10 protein-coding genes are annotated in these 17,614 nt (G+C 58.6%); 6 read left to right on the top strand and 4 right to left on the bottom strand.

Features of this window, described 5'->3' with window-relative positions; translation table 11 throughout:
* Positions 1 to 209: 209 nt before the first annotated feature.
* Positions 210 to 2,864: a DNA gyrase subunit A gene (gyrA, locus tag ACX3YD_RS24855; protein ID WP_047527089.1), complete on the bottom strand. Its 2,655-nt coding sequence runs from the start codon at positions 2,862 to 2,864 to the stop codon at positions 210 to 212.
* A 426-nt stretch (positions 2,865 to 3,290) separates the two neighbouring features.
* Positions 3,291 to 4,367, bottom strand: a complete 1,077-nt coding sequence (mtnA, locus tag ACX3YD_RS24850; RefSeq protein WP_047527088.1) for an S-methyl-5-thioribose-1-phosphate isomerase — start codon at positions 4,365 to 4,367, stop codon at positions 3,291 to 3,293.
* Positions 4,368 to 4,475: 108 nt separating this feature from the next.
* Here mtnA and ACX3YD_RS24845 point away from each other — a divergent pair, with 108 nt between their 5' ends.
* The 5 genes from ACX3YD_RS24845 (at position 4,476) to ACX3YD_RS24825 (ending at position 9,357) form a co-directional block, all read left to right on the top strand.
* Complete coding sequence (locus tag ACX3YD_RS24845; protein WP_103405721.1) at positions 4,476 to 5,810, top strand: TRZ/ATZ family hydrolase; 1,335 nt, start codon at positions 4,476 to 4,478, stop codon at positions 5,808 to 5,810.
* A gap of 58 nt (positions 5,811 to 5,868) precedes the next feature.
* Positions 5,869 to 6,567 (top strand): bifunctional 2-polyprenyl-6-hydroxyphenol methylase/3-demethylubiquinol 3-O-methyltransferase UbiG, encoded by a 699-nt coding sequence (gene ubiG, locus ACX3YD_RS24840; protein ID WP_007973655.1) that lies wholly within the window; start codon positions 5,869 to 5,871, stop codon positions 6,565 to 6,567.
* A 4-nt stretch (positions 6,568 to 6,571) separates the two neighbouring features.
* The gene (gene mupP / locus ACX3YD_RS24835; protein ID WP_090467988.1) at positions 6,572 to 7,243 is read left to right on the top strand and encodes an N-acetylmuramic acid 6-phosphate phosphatase MupP; all 672 of its coding nucleotides are present in this window, start codon (positions 6,572 to 6,574) and stop codon (positions 7,241 to 7,243) included.
* A gap of 85 nt (positions 7,244 to 7,328) precedes the next feature.
* Positions 7,329 to 8,069, top strand: a complete 741-nt coding sequence (locus tag ACX3YD_RS24830) for a YciK family oxidoreductase (RefSeq protein ID WP_047527085.1) — start codon at positions 7,329 to 7,331, stop codon at positions 8,067 to 8,069.
* A gap of 361 nt (positions 8,070 to 8,430) precedes the next feature.
* Positions 8,431 to 9,357, top strand: coding sequence for a GGDEF domain-containing protein (locus ACX3YD_RS24825; protein ID WP_458961275.1), 927 nt, complete (start codon positions 8,431 to 8,433; stop codon positions 9,355 to 9,357).
* A 137-nt stretch (positions 9,358 to 9,494) separates the two neighbouring features.
* Here the strand turns inward: ACX3YD_RS24825 and ACX3YD_RS24820 are convergent, their stop codons facing one another.
* The gene (locus ACX3YD_RS24820) at positions 9,495 to 10,256 is read right to left on the bottom strand and encodes a TenA family transcriptional regulator (RefSeq protein WP_219739221.1); all 762 of its coding nucleotides are present in this window, start codon (positions 10,254 to 10,256) and stop codon (positions 9,495 to 9,497) included.
* A 78-nt stretch (positions 10,257 to 10,334) separates the two neighbouring features.
* Positions 10,335 to 12,794, bottom strand: coding sequence for an EAL domain-containing protein (locus ACX3YD_RS24815; protein ID WP_458961274.1), 2,460 nt, complete (start codon positions 12,792 to 12,794; stop codon positions 10,335 to 10,337).
* Positions 12,795 to 12,975: 181 nt separating this feature from the next.
* Between ACX3YD_RS24815 and ACX3YD_RS24810 the strand changes: the two genes are divergently transcribed.
* Positions 12,976 to 17,613 (top strand): deaminase domain-containing protein, encoded by a 4,638-nt coding sequence (locus tag ACX3YD_RS24810; protein WP_458961273.1) that lies wholly within the window; start codon positions 12,976 to 12,978, stop codon positions 17,611 to 17,613.
* The last annotated feature ends 1 nt before the right edge of the window (position 17,614 follow it).

Here is a 17,614-nt window from a genome sequence, read left to right as displayed (position 1 = left end):
ATCACATTGTCAGCCAACACCGGGTCCCTGCTGAAACAGATGTGTGGGAGCGAGCCTGCTCGCGATTGCATCACCGCGATACTTCAGACGTACCGTGGCGCCTGCATCGAGAGCAGGCTCGCTCCCACAAGGGATCTCCAGAGGTGTCGATATTTCATTACGGACAAACAACAAGGGGGCGAATTTTCATCCGCCCCCTGCTTACCCGCTTACTCTTGAGGTTCTTCGTCAGCGGCGGCGTCGAGTTGCTGGTCTTCGACAACGTCGTCGATCACGACCTCACCGTCGAACTCCGCACCCTCTTCACCTTCCAGCTCTTCACCCTCGACCTCCGACGGCTCCTGAACCCGCTCCAGACCAACCAGGGTTTCATCCTTGGCCAGTTTGATCAGGGTTACGCCCTGGGTGTTACGACCCAGGCTGGAGACTTCGTCGACACGGGTACGTACCAGGGTGCCCTGGTCGGAAATCAGCATGATCTCCTCGCCATCGAGCACCTGAACCGCACCGACCAGACGGCCGTTACGCTCGTTGCTGACCATGGCGATAACGCCCTGGCCGCCACGCTTGTACTCAGGGAACTCGGTGATCGCCGTACGCTTGCCGAAACCACGCTCGGAAGCGGTGAGGATCTGGCTGCCTTCTTCCGGGATCAGCATGGAAATCAGCTTCTGGCCTTCCGGCAGGCGCATGCCGCGCACGCCGCGGGCGGTACGGCCCATGGCGCGAACGTCGGATTCCTTGAAGCGAGTCACCTTGCCGCCATCGGAGAACAGCATGACTTCACGTTCGCCATCGGTAATGGCGGCGGAAATCAGCACGTCGCCCTCATCCAGCTCCAGGGCGATCAAGCCGACGCTGCGTTGACGACTGAAGGATTCCAGCGGGGTCTTCTTCACGGTGCCGTTTGCGGTAGCCATGAAGATATAGTGACCTTCGGTGTACTCCTCGACCGGCAGCATGGTGGTGATGTATTCACCGTCATCCAGCGGCAGCAGGTTGACCAGCGGACGACCACGGGCAGCACGGGACGCCTCGGGGATTTCGTAGGTCTTGAGCCAGTACACCTTGCCCTTGCTGGAGAACAGCAGCAGCGTGGTGTGACTGTTGGCAACCAGCAGGTGAGCGATGTAGTCCTCATCCTTGACGCCAGTCGCCGACTTGCCTTTACCGCCACGACGCTGGGCCTGGTACGCAGCCAGCGGCTGGGTCTTGGCATAGCCACCGTGGGAAATGGTCACGACGCGCTCTTCTTCCGGGATCATGTCACCCAGGGTCAGGTCGAGACGGGCATCCAGAATCTCGGTGCGACGCACGTCGCCATATTCGGCGCGGATCACTTCCAGTTCTTCGCGGATCACTTCCATCAGGCGCGTGGCGCTGTTGAGGATGCGGATCAGCTCGCCGATCTGGTTGAGGATCTCTTGATACTCGGCCAGCAGCTTTTCGTGTTCCAGACCGGTCAGACGGTGCAGACGCAGCTCCAGAATGGCTTGCGCCTGTTCTGGCGACAGGAAGTACTTGCCATCGCGCAGACCGTATTGCGGATCGAGGTTTTCCGGACGGCACGAATCGGCGCCGGCACGCTCGACCATCGCGACCACGGCAGAGGATTCCCAAGGGGTGCTGACCAGCGCTTCCTTGGCTTCCGACGGGGTTGGCGAGGCCTTGATCAGGGCGATGACCGGGTCGATGTTCGACAGGGCAACCGCTTGACCTTCAAGGATGTGACCACGCTCGCGCGCCTTGCGCAGTTCGAACACGGTGCGGCGGGTAACCACTTCGCGACGGTGACGGACGAAGGCTTCCAGCAGGTCCTTGAGGTTCAGGATCCGTGGGCGACCGTCGATCAGCGCAACGATGTTGATGCCGAACACCGCTTGCAGCTGGGTCTGGGCGTAGAGGTTATTGAGAATCACCTCCGGCACTTCGCCGCGACGCAACTCGATCACGACGCGCATACCATCCTTGTCGGACTCGTCGCGCAGCTCGGTGATGCCTTCGAGCTTCTTCTCTTTCACCAGCTCGGCGATCTTCTCGATCAGACGGGCCTTGTTCAGCTGGTATGGGAGTTCGGTGATGACGATCTGCTGACGGCCACCGACCTTGTCGATGTCTTCGATCATCGAGCGCGCGCGCATGTAAATGCGGCCGCGACCGGTGCGGTAGGCTTCGATGATGCCGGCGCGACCGTTGATGATCGCTGCCGTCGGGAAGTCCGGACCGGGAATGTATTGCATCAACTCATCGACGGTCAGCTCAGGATTGTCGATGAGGGCCAGGCAACCGTCGATGACTTCACCGAGGTTGTGCGGCGGAATGTTGGTCGCCATGCCCACGGCAATACCGCTGGAGCCGTTGACCAGCAGGTTGGGAATACGGGTCGGCATGACCGCCGGGATCATTTCGGTGCCGTCGTAGTTCGGCACCCAGTCCACGGTTTCTTTATGCAGGTCGGCCAGCAGCTCGTGCGCCAGCTTGGTCATGCGCACTTCGGTGTATCGCATGGCCGCGGCGTTGTCGCCGTCCACCGAACCGAAGTTGCCCTGGCCGTCTACCAGCAGGTAGCGCAGGGAGAATGGCTGCGCCATCCGAACGATGGTGTCGTACACCGCGGTATCACCGTGCGGGTGATACTTACCGATCACGTCACCGACAACACGGGCAGATTTCTTGTACGGCTTGTTGAAGTCGTTGCCCAGCTCGCTCATCGCGAACAGCACGCGCCGGTGCACGGGCTTCAAGCCATCGCGCGCATCCGGCAGTGCCCGCCCGACAATTACGCTCATCGCGTAGTCGAGGTAGGACTGCTTCAGCTCGTCTTCGATATTGACCGGGAGGATTTCTTTGGCCAGTTCGCCCATGAGAAGCCTGATTCCTTTTTCTGGTGAAACTTCGTCACATCCATATGGGACGAACGAAGCTCGCCGCTGCAGGCTCATTGCCATGCACCGACTTACGACAAATCAACGAGTTATGCCATGGATCTGCGCAGTAAAGGTCGCCCCTTGGGGCAGCCCTGGAAACCGCCGGATGTTATCACAAGAGCCGCCACGCACCTATCCCCCAGATGCGCATGGAGCATAGTTAGTTGACCGGTGACAGGCTTGAAGGAGATCAGAGAAGCTTAGAGCCGCTTTGAATGAGGAATTTGGGGCGGGATCTGGCTGATTCATTGGTATATAGGGCCTCATCGCTGGCAAGCCAGCTCCCACAGGTTTTGTGAACACTTCAGAACCCTGTCGGAGCTGGCTTGCCAGCGATGGCGATTTACCAGGCACCAGAGAACATCAATGCAGGCGCTTACGACACATCAACTGCGTCATTTTCGCCGTATCCGGGCGCTCGACGATGCCTTTTTCGGTGACGATGGCGTCGATCAAGTCAGCCGGTGTGACATCGAACACCGGATTGAATGCATCGACATCCGCCCCGACCCGTTTGCCACCGACTTCCAGCAACTCGCGACCATCACGCTCTTCAATCGGAATGTCGTCGCCACTGGCCAGGCTCATGTCGATGGTCGAACTCGGCGCCACCACCATAAATCGTACACCGTGGTGCATGGCGTTGACCGCCAGCTGATAAGTGCCGATCTTGTTCGCCACGTCGCCATTGGCGGTGATCCGGTCCGCGCCGACGATCACCCAGGTAATACCCTTGGTTTTCATGATGTGCGCAGCAGCGGAATCGGCATTGAGAGTGACGGGGATGCCTTCGTTGGCCAACTCCCACGCCGTTAATCGCGAACCCTGCAACCATGGACGCGTTTCATCGGCGTAAACGCGCTCGACCATGCCTTCGATGAACGCCCCGCGAATCACACCCAACGCGGTACCGAAGCCGCCGGTGGCCAGCGCGCCGGTATTGCAATGGGTCAGGATGGCCTGAGCGTTGCCCTGATGCTTGCGGATCAGGTCCACACCCAGTTGCGCCATGGTGAGGTTGGCTTCGCGATCACTTTCGTGGATTGCGATGGCCTCGGCCTCCAGGACAGAGAGCGGATCGGCGTGATTCTTCAGCCGATCGAGCCGTTCCTGCATGCGACCCAGCGCCCAGAACAGATTGACAGCGGTCGGTCGGGAATCGGCGAGCAGAGCAAAATCCTCCGCCAGCGCCGCCTGCCAGTCCCCACCCTCGGCAAACCGCGCGCGAGCCGCCAGCACAACACCATAAGCGGCACTGATACCGATCGCCGGCGCACCGCGCACCACCATCGAGCGAATGGCCTCGGCCACGCCAGCCGCGCTGGTGTAGGCGATCCAGGTCTCCTCGAATGGCAAAATACGCTGATCCAGCAGATACAGGGCGCCATCACGCCAATCGATGGCCTTCACTTTCTCCGCAGCCAACAGTCGATCGCGCATCCCTCACCCCGCACTCATGAACAAAAGCCGCCGATTATAGCGATCCCCCCGCGAAGACGCTCGGGTATACTTCGCCATCCTTTACAAAAGCACTGGAACCGACCCTCGATGCCGAACACTGCCGCTGCGCTCGACCTGTTATTACTGCCGACCTGGCTGGTACCCGTCGAACCCGCTGGCGTTGTCCTCAAGGACCATGCCCTGGGCATCCGCGACGGACGCATTGTCTTCATCGGCCCACGTTCCGCCGCCCTGAAGCTTAATGCAAGCGAAGTGCGAGAACTGCCGGACATCTTGCTCAGTCCCGGCCTGATCAATGCTCACGGACATGCGGCGATGACCCTGTTCCGCGGCCTGGCCGATGACCTGCCGCTCATGACCTGGCTGGAAAACCACATCTGGCCAGCCGAAGCCAAATGGGTCGACGAGGAGTTTGTCCGCGACGGCACGGATCTGGCCATCGCCGAGCAGATCAAAGGTGGCATCACCTGCTTCTCTGACATGTATTTCTTCCCGAAGGTTGCCACCGAGCGCGTGCATAAGAGCGGCATTCGCGCACAGATCGCGATCCCGATTCTCGATTTCCCCATTCCCGGCGCCAGCACGGCGGACGAAGCCATTCGTCAGGGCATCGAGTTGTTCGGCGACCTCAAGCACCATGACCGCATCAAAGTCACCTTCGGCCCCCATGCCCCCTATACCGTGGGCGACGAAAACCTGGAAAAAATCCGCGTGATCGCCGAAGAACTCGACGCTTCGATCCACATGCACGTGCATGAAACCGCGTTCGAGGTGCAGCAGTCGATCGAGCAGCGCGGCGAACGTCCGCTGGCTCGCCTCGCGCGACTGGGCCTGCTCGGGCCGCGCTTCCAGGCCGTTCACATGACCCAGATCAGCGAGGAAGACCTGGCCCTGCTGGTAGAAAGCAACACCAGCGTGATTCATTGCCCGGAGTCGAACCTGAAGCTGGCCAGCGGTTTCTGCCCGGTGGAACGCCTGTGGCAGGCTGGCGTGAATGTCGCGGTCGGCACCGACGGCTCGGCCAGCAATAACGATCTGGACCTGCTCGGTGAAACCCGCACCGCCGCCCTGCTGGCCAAGGCGGTCGCCGGCTCGGCCACCGCGCTGGATGCCCATCGCGCCCTGCGCATGGCCACACTCAATGGTGCACGCGCCCTGGGGATCGAAGCCGAGGTCGGCTCACTGGAACTCGGCAAAGCCGCGGACATGGTGGCATTCGACCTCTCCGGGCTGGCCCAACAACCAGTCTATGACCCTGTTTCGCAGCTTATCTATGCAACCGGCCGGGACAACGTGAAACACCTTTGGGTCGCCGGCCAGCAACTGCTGGACGACCGGCGCCTGACCCGCCTGGATGAACAACAGTTGATCGCTACCGCCAAGGCCTGGGGCCAGCGCATCAGCGGTCGCAATGAATCGTAAGCCCCCCGGAACGAAAACCGGGGCAACAGGATTTTTCAAGTTTTAGAGGACTTAAACCATGAGCAACGTCGACTACGCCGAAATCGCCAAATTCGAAGCCCTGGCGCACCGCTGGTGGGATCGTGAAAGCGAATTCAAACCCCTGCACGACATCAACCCGCTGCGAGTCAACTGGATTGACGAACGCGTCAACCTGGCCGGCAAGAAAGTCCTCGATGTCGGCTGCGGCGGTGGCATTCTCAGCGAAGCCATGGCCCAGCGCGGCGCTACGGTGACGGGCATCGACATGGGCGAAGCGCCGCTGGCGGTCGCGCAGCTGCATCAACTGGAGTCCGGCGTGAACGTCGAATACCGGCAGATCACCGCCGAAGCCCTGGCCGAGGAAATGCCGGAGCAATTCGATGTAGTCACCTGCCTGGAGATGCTCGAACACGTGCCGGACCCCTCCTCGGTCATCCGCGCCTGCTTCCGCATGGTCAAACCCGGCGGCCAGGTGTTCTTCTCCACCATCAACCGCAACCCGAAGGCCTACCTGTTCGCCATTGTCGGCGCCGAATACATCATGAAGCTGCTGCCGCGCGGCACCCACGACTTCAAGAAATTCATCCGCCCTTCCGAGCTTGGCGCCTGGAGCCGCATGGCTGGCCTGACGGTCAAGGACATCATCGGCCTGACCTACAACCCGCTGACCAAGCACTACAAACTGGCAGCCGACGTTGACGTCAACTACATGATCCAGACCCTGCGCGAGGAGTAAGCCGATGCGTATCAGAGCAGTTCTATTCGACATGGACGGCACCCTGCTCGACACCGCGCCGGACTTCATTGCGATCTGTCAGGCGATGCGTGCCGATCGCGGCTTGCCGCCGATCAACGACAAACATATTCGCGATGAGATTTCCGGTGGCGCCAAGGCGATGGTCGCCGTGACCTTCTCCATGGACCCTGAGTCCCCAGGCTTCGAAGAGCTGCGCCTGGAATTCCTTGAGCGCTACCTCGTGGGTTGTGCCGTGCACAGCAAGCTATTCGACGGCATGGGCGAACTGCTGGCCGACATCGAGAGCGCCAACCTGATCTGGGGCGTGGTCACCAACAAGCCACTGCGTTTCGCCGAACCGATCATGCAGCAGCTCGGGCTGGCCGAGCGTTCGGCCCTGCTGATCTGTCCGGACCACGTGAAGAACAGCAAACCGGACCCCGAGCCACTGATCCTCGCCTGCAAGATGCTCGACCTCCACCCGGCCAGCGTCTTGTTCGTCGGCGATGATTTGCGCGATATCGAATCGGGTCGCGATGCGGGTACCAGGACGGCAGCGGTGACTTTCGGCTACATCCACCCGGACGACAACCCGCGGCACTGGGGCGCAGACGTGGTGGTCGATCATCCGCTGGAATTGCGCAAGGTGCTCGATAGCGCCCTTTGTAGCTGCTGACCAAAGATGCCTTGGTGGTGAGGGAGCTAGCTCCCTCACCACAGGTTCGGTCTCCGCTTCTTGTTGAATTTGCTGTGAGGTTTTTATGTTCGATTATTCCGCTCGCCCTGATTTGCTCAAGGACCGGGTCATCCTGGTCACCGGCGCCGGTCGCGGCATAGGCGCCGCCGCCGCGAAAGCCTATGCAGCCCATGGCGCTACCGTACTGTTACTGGGCAAGACCGAAGCCAATCTGACTCAGGTCTACGACGAAATCGAAGCGGCCGGCCATCCGCAACCCGCGGTGATCCCGTTCAATCTGGAAACCGCCCTGCCCCATCAATACGATGAGCTGGCGGCGATGATCGAAAGCGAATTCGGCCACCTCGATGGCCTGCTGCACAACGCGTCAATCATCGGCCCACGCACGCCGATCGAACAACTGTCCGGCGAAAACTTCATGCGGGTCATGCAAGTCAACGTCAACGCCATGTTCATGCTGACCAGCACCCTGTTGCCACTGCTCAAGCTGTCCCGGGACGCCTCGGTGGTATTCACCTCCAGCAGCGTCGGCCGCAAGGGCCGTGCGTACTGGGGCGCTTACGGTGTCTCGAAGTTCGCCACCGAAGGCCTGATGCAAACCCTGGCCGATGAAGTCGACACCGTGGCCCCCGTACGCTCCAACAGCATCAACCCGGGTGCTACGCGTACCAGCATGCGCGCCCAGGCGTATCCCGGGGAAAATCCGCTGAACAACCCGACGCCGGAAGAGATCATGCCGGTCTATCTGTACCTGATGGGGCCGGACAGCACAGGTATCAACGGCCAGGCATTCAACGCCCAGTAATACCGTGCGTCGCTTTTGTGCCGCGCCGACTTCCCGTCGCGGCACTCAAGGTTCAGTGGTTTTTCAGTCAAACAAATGCCGCACAAGTGCCCTCCACCATTTCAGCTACCGCTAACATGCTGATTTCGAAATATTTTTATTTAATTGAACGCTCTGGCATGACTTTCGCTCTACCTTTGTTCAAACAGGCAGTGAGAAAGCAGGCAAGCGGGGCTTAACTCGACGGGTTACAAAACCGCGATAAAGCAGATTAGACTTGTAAGAGATGTCCTACGGGACTGACGGACCAGTATGACGCGCAGCCCAAAGCCGCTCTCACCCAGCTTGTAAGACAGCCTTACTGCTCAGGGGCGCACACCATATGAAATCACCTTCCCAGACCAACGCAATTGACTTCGATAGCGCCAAATTGCAACGCCTGGGTTTTGGTCAGCAGCAAACCACCCTGGAAAGACCTCCCAGTCTGGCGCAACTGCGCCAGCAACTGAGCCTGCAACTGCAAACCAGTCTTGAGCCACAACGCATTCTCGGACTGTTTTTCCGCGAAATTCAGCGACTCGTTCCACTCGATTCCTTGAGCTACCAGCACAATAGCAGCGACTTGCGCCTGGAGTTCGGCCAACGCGGTCATCACTCCATCAGTTACAACCTCAGTCATGAAGGCGAACACCTGGGTGAACTGGTGTTTCGCCGCAATCAACGCTTCACCGAGCCAGAACAGGGCAACCTCGAATCGCTGCTGGCCTCGCTGCTTTATCCGATGCGCAACGCCTTGCTTTACCGTGCCGCCACCCGGAGCGCATTGCGCGATCCACTGACCGACACCGGCAACCGTATCGCCATGGACCAGACGCTGCAGCGGGAAATCGAACTGTCACGGCGCCATCTGCAACCGCTGTCGCTATTGATGCTGGACATCGATCACTTCAAGCAGATCAACGACACCCACGGGCACAGTGCCGGCGATGACGTACTCAAGGCCGTTGCCGCGTCGATCAAGGGCCAGTTGCGTAACGTAGACATGGTGTTTCGCTATGGCGGGGAAGAGTTCCTGATCCTGCTGTCGAACACCGCCCGGGAAGCAGCGGCCATGGTCGGCGAACGACTGCGGTTGGCGGCGCAAACCGAGGACTTCCTGGCTGATGGCCGTCTGGTCGGGCTGACTGTCAGCATCGGTTGCTCGACCCTGTTGCCCGGCGAGTCTGTAGAGAGCCTGTTGCGCAGGGCCGACAATGCGCTTTATGTGGCCAAGCGCGAAGGGCGTAACCGTTTGACGATGGCGGGCTGAGATTTCAGCAACGCTGCATAATCAATGTGGGAGCGAGCCTGCTCGCGATAGTGGAGTGCCAGTCAACATCAATGTTGATTGATAAACCGCTTTCGCGAGCAGGCTCGCTCCCACAGTCTTATTGCATGTTACTCGGATCAGCTCTCGGCCAGCGCCAATCGCTCACGGGCTACCGGCGTTCTTTCCGCGTGCTCCAGCTGCATGCAGCGTTCCAGGAACAGAAACATGTAGTCGTAGCTCTTGCACACAGCCTGGCGCAATTCCGTCTGCAGGGATTTGCTCGGATTCATGCCTGCCAGTGTGCAGATGATTTCCAGCGCTTCCCATGGATGAGCATCATCGTACTGAGCATGCATCTTCAGCCATTTCATCGCCCGCTTGCGCTCCTCCTCGGGAAACGACGCCGCATAGACGCCATTGGAACAGACCAGCGCCGACCACTCCCCGGTTGCGCCTTCAATGGCATAGTTGGTGGCCGCAATGGCCACGATCAGCGAGTCCGAGGAACTGGTGTGCCAGCACCAATGGCTCAAGGCGTGAAGTTCAGGGGCTACCTGTTGCGCCTGCAGATCTTCAAGAGTGACGCCGTGAGCACGGCTCCAGTTCACCCAGTAATCGGCGTGGTTCAATTCGACGCGAATGTTGCGCATCAACCAGCGACGCGCCATGTCCTCGCCTGGGTGGCGGGCAAAACGGGTCTTGGTCAGGTTTTGTGCCATGTATAACGCGAACTGTTCAACCACCGGCCAGCCACCTATCAGGTACTGGCGCATGGTCTTGGCACTGAGCGTGTTGTCACGCATGCGCTGATACAGTTCGTGTTCGACGACCCGGCGCTTGCTCTCGCTGCAGTCCTGGACCAATCGTTGAGCCCAGGCGGGATAACTTGCAGCTTCCATGAGTGGTCCGGTTCGGTTGAATGTGTCGATCACTGTCGAGCTCCTTTTGATTGTGATTGTTGGGATCAGCAAGAGATTTCAACGGAACGTGCCAGGCGCCCTGAACAACAAAGGCTGAGGCCTGGCGGGACGACTTTGCAAACTATCGCAGGTAAACAGTTGCGGGCGCTCAATGAGATACCCTTGAGCGTAATCCACCCCGATCTCCAGCAATGCCTGCTCGATCTGAGGCGTCTCGACAAACTCGGCAATCGTACGCTTACCCATGACATGACCGATATGATTGATCACCTCGACCATGGCGCGGTTAATCGGGTCGTCCAGCATATCCTTTACGAAACTCCCGTCGATCTTCAGGAAGTCTACAGGCAAATGTTTCAAGTAAGCGAATGAGGACATACCGGCGCAAAAATCGTCCAGCGAAAAATGGCAGCCTAAGCCTTTGAGTTCATTAATGAATCTGATCGCGCTGCCCAAATTTGAAATGGCGCTGGTTTCAGTAATTTCAAAACAAATCATTTCAGCCGGTATTGAATAAGTAACGAACTGTTCACGCAGGAAGTCCAGAAAAGCCTCATCTCCGATGGTAGTGCCTGACAGATTGATCGCACACATGGCCAAAGGCCCCTGACGCTGTTCGGCACGACATTGGGCAATGATCTTGAATACGTTTTGCACGACCCAGCGATCAATCAAGCTCATCAGGCCATAACGCTCGGCCGCCGGAATAAAGCTGTCGGGCAGGATCATGCGCCCGGCTTCGTCATGCAGACGCAGCAGAATCTCAATGTGTCCGCTGCCCGCTTCAGTACGGCCGAGCGGCGCGATTTCCTGGGCATACAGGCAGAAGCGATCTTCTTCCAGGGCCATGTGCAAGCGTTGCACCCAAGCCATTTCGCCGAAACGCAGGGACAGTTCCGAATCATCCGGATGATAGAGCTGAACCCGGTTACGACCTTTTTCCTTGGCCATGTAGCAGGCCATGTCGGCAGCGCGCAACGAAGCCTCGAGTGTGGTCGGATGTTGCGCGACATGCACCAGCCCGATACTGACGGTGGTCACGAAAGGTCGACCTTTCCAGACAAAGTGCAGATTCTGTACAGTCTGGCGCAGGCTCTCGGCAATAATTTCCGCCGCCTCCAACCCACAATTCTCCAGCAGGATGCCGAACTCGTCGCCGCCCAGACGAGCGAGGGTATCGCCTTCGCGCAATCCCGATTGCAACAGCGCGCAGATATGCCGCAGTAATTCGTCTCCCGCCGCATGGCCGCAGGTATCGTTGACCAACTTGAATTGATCCAGATCGAGAAACATCAGGGCGTGACGCCCCGTCTGCCGCGCCAGCGTGTGTAGCGCCTGCTCCAGGCGATACTCGAACTCGCGACGGTTGGCGAGCCCGGTCAATGCGTCATGGGTAGCCTGCCAGGACAGATTGGCAATGTATTGCCGCTCCTGGGTCATGTCGTGCAGCACCAGTACGGCGCCACTGACGTTGCCGGCATTGCGGATCGGCGCGCCAACCAGCGTGACCGACACCGTGCTGCCATCGAGGCGTTGAATCAATTTGGAATGTTCACTGCCACCGCTGAGCTGGCCGCTCAGAATTCGCTCGATCAACGTGAATCCGTCGGTGTGGGCATTCTCGTCCAGCAGATTGAACAGCGCCGCCAGCGGCAAACCCGTCGCCTGCTCGGCCTTCCAGTGGGTCAATGTCTCGGCCGCCGGGTTCATGTAGGCAATTGCGCCGTCGACATCCGTGGTGATCACCGCGTCGCCAATCGATTGCAGGGTGATCTGCGCCCGGTCTTTCTCGAGTTGCAGGGCATCGGCGAAGGCATGACGTTGTTTGAGCAACTTGTGGGTGCGCATCAAGGCCAGCGCAATCAGGCCAAGGGCGGTGGCGAGGTTGGTCACCAGTAACAGCCGGAGAATGACCCGAGACCCCTCTCCCAATGCGTCACTGAAAGCTTTCGCTGCCGGAGTCACTTCAACATTGATTGCAAATATCTGCGCCTTCCAGTTCTTGATGTCGGCCTCTGAGGCCGGGCCAGCGGCAATGTGCCGGTGCATGTCCTGTGCAACATCATCAAGCTTGACCAGATACGAATCACCCACCGTCCAGAGGTCGATAGCCTTCTCGAGGTAGCTGAAATGGCGGAAATTGAGGTACAGCCAGATCAGACTGGGAACGTCATCCGGGTGGTTGCCACCCTTGAGAATCGCCAGGCGCGCCGCTTCGATATTCGGCGGTTGATGATCCAGCGCGACCCGCAACTCGTGACCGCCCTGAGGCACGGCCATCGCGTCCTGGTATTTGCGGAAAATCGACTCGTCACGACTGTCCGCGTAGAGATTGAGGTAGTAGATGGCGTCTTTTTGGCCTTTGGACCACAAGCTTTCACCGGCGACATAGCCGCGAACCGCCGACAGCACATATAGGCTAACGCCACCCAATAGGGCTTGAAACACCACTACGGCGATAAATGGCCATACGATGCCCAACAACCGTGGCGTTCCGAGTGTCCGCGTTTGATTCATGAGGTCCCTTGCGTTAGCACTGCTTGATCGTCTTCCGGACGTAATCGCTACAGCTAGACTAGGGGGCGATCCAGCTTCCGGCAAGCCAGACACGGTACAACATGCACTACATATGTACCGCATCCGCAGTGAACAAAACTTTGAGACTGGCGACTCTCATCCATTTAAGAGTCGCTTTCCCATGCAAACTGCAACTGCTGCGCCCACCCCGGCTCAACGGCATGCCGGCCAACAGGCCGAGTACGAGACAATACTGAGCGCGTTACAAGCCGTCAGGACGAGAGCCTCCGACCTGCATGGATTCTACCTGTCCCCCTCTGCGGACTCGCCCCTGACACTTGAGTACGAGCGCACGAAAACGCTTTTGCGCGCCCTCTTCGAAGACACCAGTGACAATGCTTTGTCTGTGCATCTTCGACCACTTAAAGGACTCCTGACGGAAGTCAGTGGTATCGGCGATCAGTGCGTATTTTTGACGAGCCACAATGACGGCACCGTCGATACACATACGATCAAGGATGTAACAAAGTCCACTGGCGAGATTCGCACCTTTCAGCGAGCGCTTGTGGGCATAGGTGGATACATACGCACCGACAGGGTCTTGCCCCTGCCGCAGGTCTTGAAGTATTACGGCCTCGCCTTGCCTGCTGAACAAAACACGGACTCCCTGACCCGACTGATTGAAGAGGTGGAGGAGAAACGCGCCATTCACCGATTGAACCTGGAACAGGGACTGCAAATCAGTGAACTGATAGAACAGCACCAGCACATCTTGCTGCTCAATGTCGTCAGCGAACTCGTCACAAATGAAGCCAGCTCCGTCATCGACATCCTGGCCAGGGAAGTCACACCACCGATGACACCACAACAACTGGCCACCCAACCCACCGCCTGCCTTGGGCGTTTGCTCGACACACCAAAGGCACGTGACCTGGCCCAGCGCCTGCTGGAAAAACTCAATTGGTACGGCAGCGGTTCCGATGAAAAAACAGTGCCGGATATCGGCGCAAAACTGCTGCTGGAGGCGATTCGACTCTGGTACTTCCAAACGCTCACCGATGCGTCACACAGCATTGCCGGCTATCAATTGCAACAACGCCTCAACCACAGCAAAAGCTACGCCGATATCCGCAAGCACTTCCGGCAACACCTTGAGGACTCACTTTATACGACCACGCCGACGGAAACCGCGCTGCTGGGCAGGCTCTGTCAAGCCAGGTTTCCAGTCGAATTCCAGGTGCGCGACATTCCCCCCGACCTGCCCTATGCCAGCTCTGTCGTCTGGGTCAATTTCGTTCACGGCGCCCATCTCGCTCATGCTCTGGACCCGACCCTGCTGCAACGACTGACCTTCCAGCAAATCACCGATCTACCGTTAAAAAAAAGCCAGAACGCCAGTGAAGCCCTGCTCCAGTTAATCGCCCTGACGCGTGTTCCAGCGGCGCTGACCTGCGCGCAAGCGATCGATGCAGTGGAACCGAGCGCGCAAACTGGCGATGTTCAGGAAAGCAGACTGAAAGCCTTGCAAGCGCTGGAAGACCACCAGGTGCAGTTGAACGAGGCAATTGTCCAACTCGATACCTCCGCTCCAAAACGGCTGAAGCTGGCAGAACAACAGCTGAAACGGGCATTCGCCACCGGCATTAGCTCGGACCCGCTGCGCATCCGCGTAATGCGCCACCTCTATCGGTCGGGCAAGCGCGTTGAGCGCAACATCATGGAATCCACCGACCGGCCGCAGAAAACCTGGCCCTTGCTGGAGGTGTACGCCTCAGGCGGCTTGAACGCTGATAACAAGTGGTACATCACTGACGACGGCAAGACCGCCAGGGATTGGATCAGACTGTCCACTGACCGCACGTTTGAATCGGGCCCGGTTGATTCCGATGCTCGCTCTGTCACTTTACTTCCACGCAACCGCACCCTGCCTGATATTGCCGTTCTATTCGACGAGCAATTCAAAAGCTACCTCGCCAAATCAAAAGCAGCCTACGAACTGCTGATCAAAAGCCTGCTGGTCACATTGCCGTGGGCCGATCGCAAGGCGCTGGAACATGGTGAAGTCAGGGTACTCAGCCTAAGGAATGAAACCGGGCGCAAGGCCGATGAAGAAACTGCAGCACACACCCTGCCGCTCAGGGCACGCATGGGGTTTGTGCTGCAAGCCACTTACAAAAACGCCGTGCGCTTCTACGAGTGCCTGCCCCGTGCCGGCGTCATGAGACCGCGCGCCGATGTGACAACCGCCCATGTCGGTGGCGACCGTGGTCATTATTTTTCCGTCAACCGCCTTGTCGAGGAGGACTATGCCTCCTACATCGCCATACGCAAACACCGCTTGCCATTCGACCAGGATGCCCATGCAACCGGCACGCCGCCGAAATCAGGAGCCACCTGCCTCGCGATTCTTGACCCACTCGGCGACGCCCTCCCCCCTTCTCGAACGCCGTCGGCAGATCACGACATTTCTCCCAACCTCACGCTGACATCCCCGCGCACGCAGCAAATCGCAACCTTCATTACTACACACCTGCTTTACCTGGATGAAAAGGAGGTGCGTCGCGAGGCTTGGGGAGTAACCCCATACGAACGCCATCTCGAGGAAAAACACTGGCTTCACAGCGTCAAGGGATTCCTGCCATTCTGGGGGAGCATCGAAGACCTTCAATCGGACAAGTTCGGTGATCGCGTTCTCGGCGCAATCGGCCTGGTGCTCGATATCCTGTCATTTACAGTTCCCTTGGGTAAGTTCGCCGCAGGCAGCATCAGGCTGGCCGCACGAGCTGGCGGACTGGGGATTCGCTCGACATTGCCGCGAATGGTGAAGCTGTCCGGCAAACTGTTGACTTCGAGCTTGAAGAACCTCAACCCCCTGGACGGTTCAGTGGATCTGCTGCGGCTCGTTGGCAGGGGCGTAAAAGGCGCCGGACGTGCAGTCGTCTTCCTGGAAAGACGGGCAGTGTTCCAACTAAAAAAACTCGCCGGCAAGGCCGATAGCTACGACTTGGTCAGCAGCCTGCCTCAGGCCACCGAACCGGGACGCTGGAAACCGCTGATGGATGCCGACGAGCTGGGTATTGTCAAAGGCATCGAAGATGTACCGGTTCGAAAGATCGACGGCCACCACTACCTGGTTGACCCGCTGTCCAGCCGCCCCTATGGACCTCGACTCACTCCGCAGAACCATGAACTTTCACTCGGTCGCTCAAGCTACGACACCGTGAAGAAAACCGACGAGCTGGTTTTCTTTGAACTCCCGGAACAGGCACACGTTCGCTACCAGTTCGACATCGATGGGCGCACGACAGTCTTCATCGACGACGTCCCGTACCGTCTGGACGGCGAAGAACTGCGCCGCGTCGAGATGATCGATGACAGCAGCGCATTAACGTCAGTCCCCTGCCGGCCACGCCGCGCGCCAAACAACGGCAGCGAATGCCTCAATAGTTTTGTGACAGGGACACCCGCCTCGACACCGGAAGTCGGCTCGTTCGACGAAACCAAAGGTTACGCGCCCTGGTTTGGCGACCGGGTGTCCGAAGCGGTTAGCCGACCCGGTCATGACGGCCAGTTTGTAACCCATGAGGGCAATCTTTATCAGATCATCGACAACATCCCGACGCTGTACAGAGGTGACATCACCACACTTGGCTTTACCAAGAAGTGGCTGGTGCCTCGCCACGAGATGCCGGCCACCCTGATGTTCCGCAAAGGTATTTATGGCCGTATCGAGGTCAAGGGGGTTTACGAGGGCGCCGATGACCCGCACCGGATCGGGGCCATTCTGGTGCCGTCCAAAGATGAATCGAGTACTTATGTCTTCAGCCGAATCAATACCGACAAGTATTACTTTGCGACAGTGCCCAAAGGGCAAAGCCTGAGCGAGCCGCTGACATTGAAACGCTTGTTGAAGGCTGACATGGCTGAAGGCACCTTGGGTGCGGAACTGCTAACGGTGTACACCGGGTCATTGAGCGCCAACAACATCGCACGCATGCACAGTAAAGAAGCCCTTGAGCTCGCGATGAAAACCATGAACGAAATCGCCATTCCGATCGGAACGGCCCCTGACCCTGCGGGCAACATGAAATTCCTGAAGGTCGACACCAGTCCCGGAGAAGCACTGATGTTCGATCATTCAACCCGAATGATCGTCACTCGACTGCCCGAAGGCGCCACGACATGGAGCAGGAGCAAGGACGCTCCGGAAGACTTGCGTCAGAGCACCGCCAGCATCTTCGATACGCTGTTCATGTCGCCGACGATCGACGCCAGCAAGGCCAACAGCGCACTAAGGATCAACCAGACCATGCAGAAGCTGCACCAGTTGACCCCCAAGCGCCAACGCTCCTTCAATCCGAGAAACATTGCCTACGCCGAGGTCATGACCAGCAGCGGGCAACGGGAAATCTACGTCAGCGTTTCCGGCGCCCAGCAAGCGACCGGGCACTTGCCGCTGTTCAAACAGAATCTTGGAGCGGATTCGGTTCGGGTCGGCGAATCAACCTACTTCAATATCGACATGAATCAGAGCTTTCCCTACACCTCTCTCGATGTGACCGCTGAAGGTAAGTTGCTGGCCGTGCCGACGACCATCAAGGACATCGGCACCTACAAGCCAGTGCAGTCGAAAAAACCGACGTCACTGGACAGCGAAAGCAAGTTGATCCACGTGATTCGGGAGAAATACCCCGACCCCAAGGCGATCAAGTCCGTCAATATCGCCACGACGATGCCCCCGTGCGAATCGTGCTCGATCGTGATGAAAAATTTCGGTTATGACGGCGGGGAAAACGCGCTCCAGGTGCTGTGGAGTTAAC

The sequence above is a fragment of the Pseudomonas fluorescens group sp. PF-1 genome (assembly GCF_054481335.1).
The sequence above is the reverse complement of the archived record's forward strand: the minus strand, read 5'-3'. Positions and strand labels throughout refer to the sequence as shown.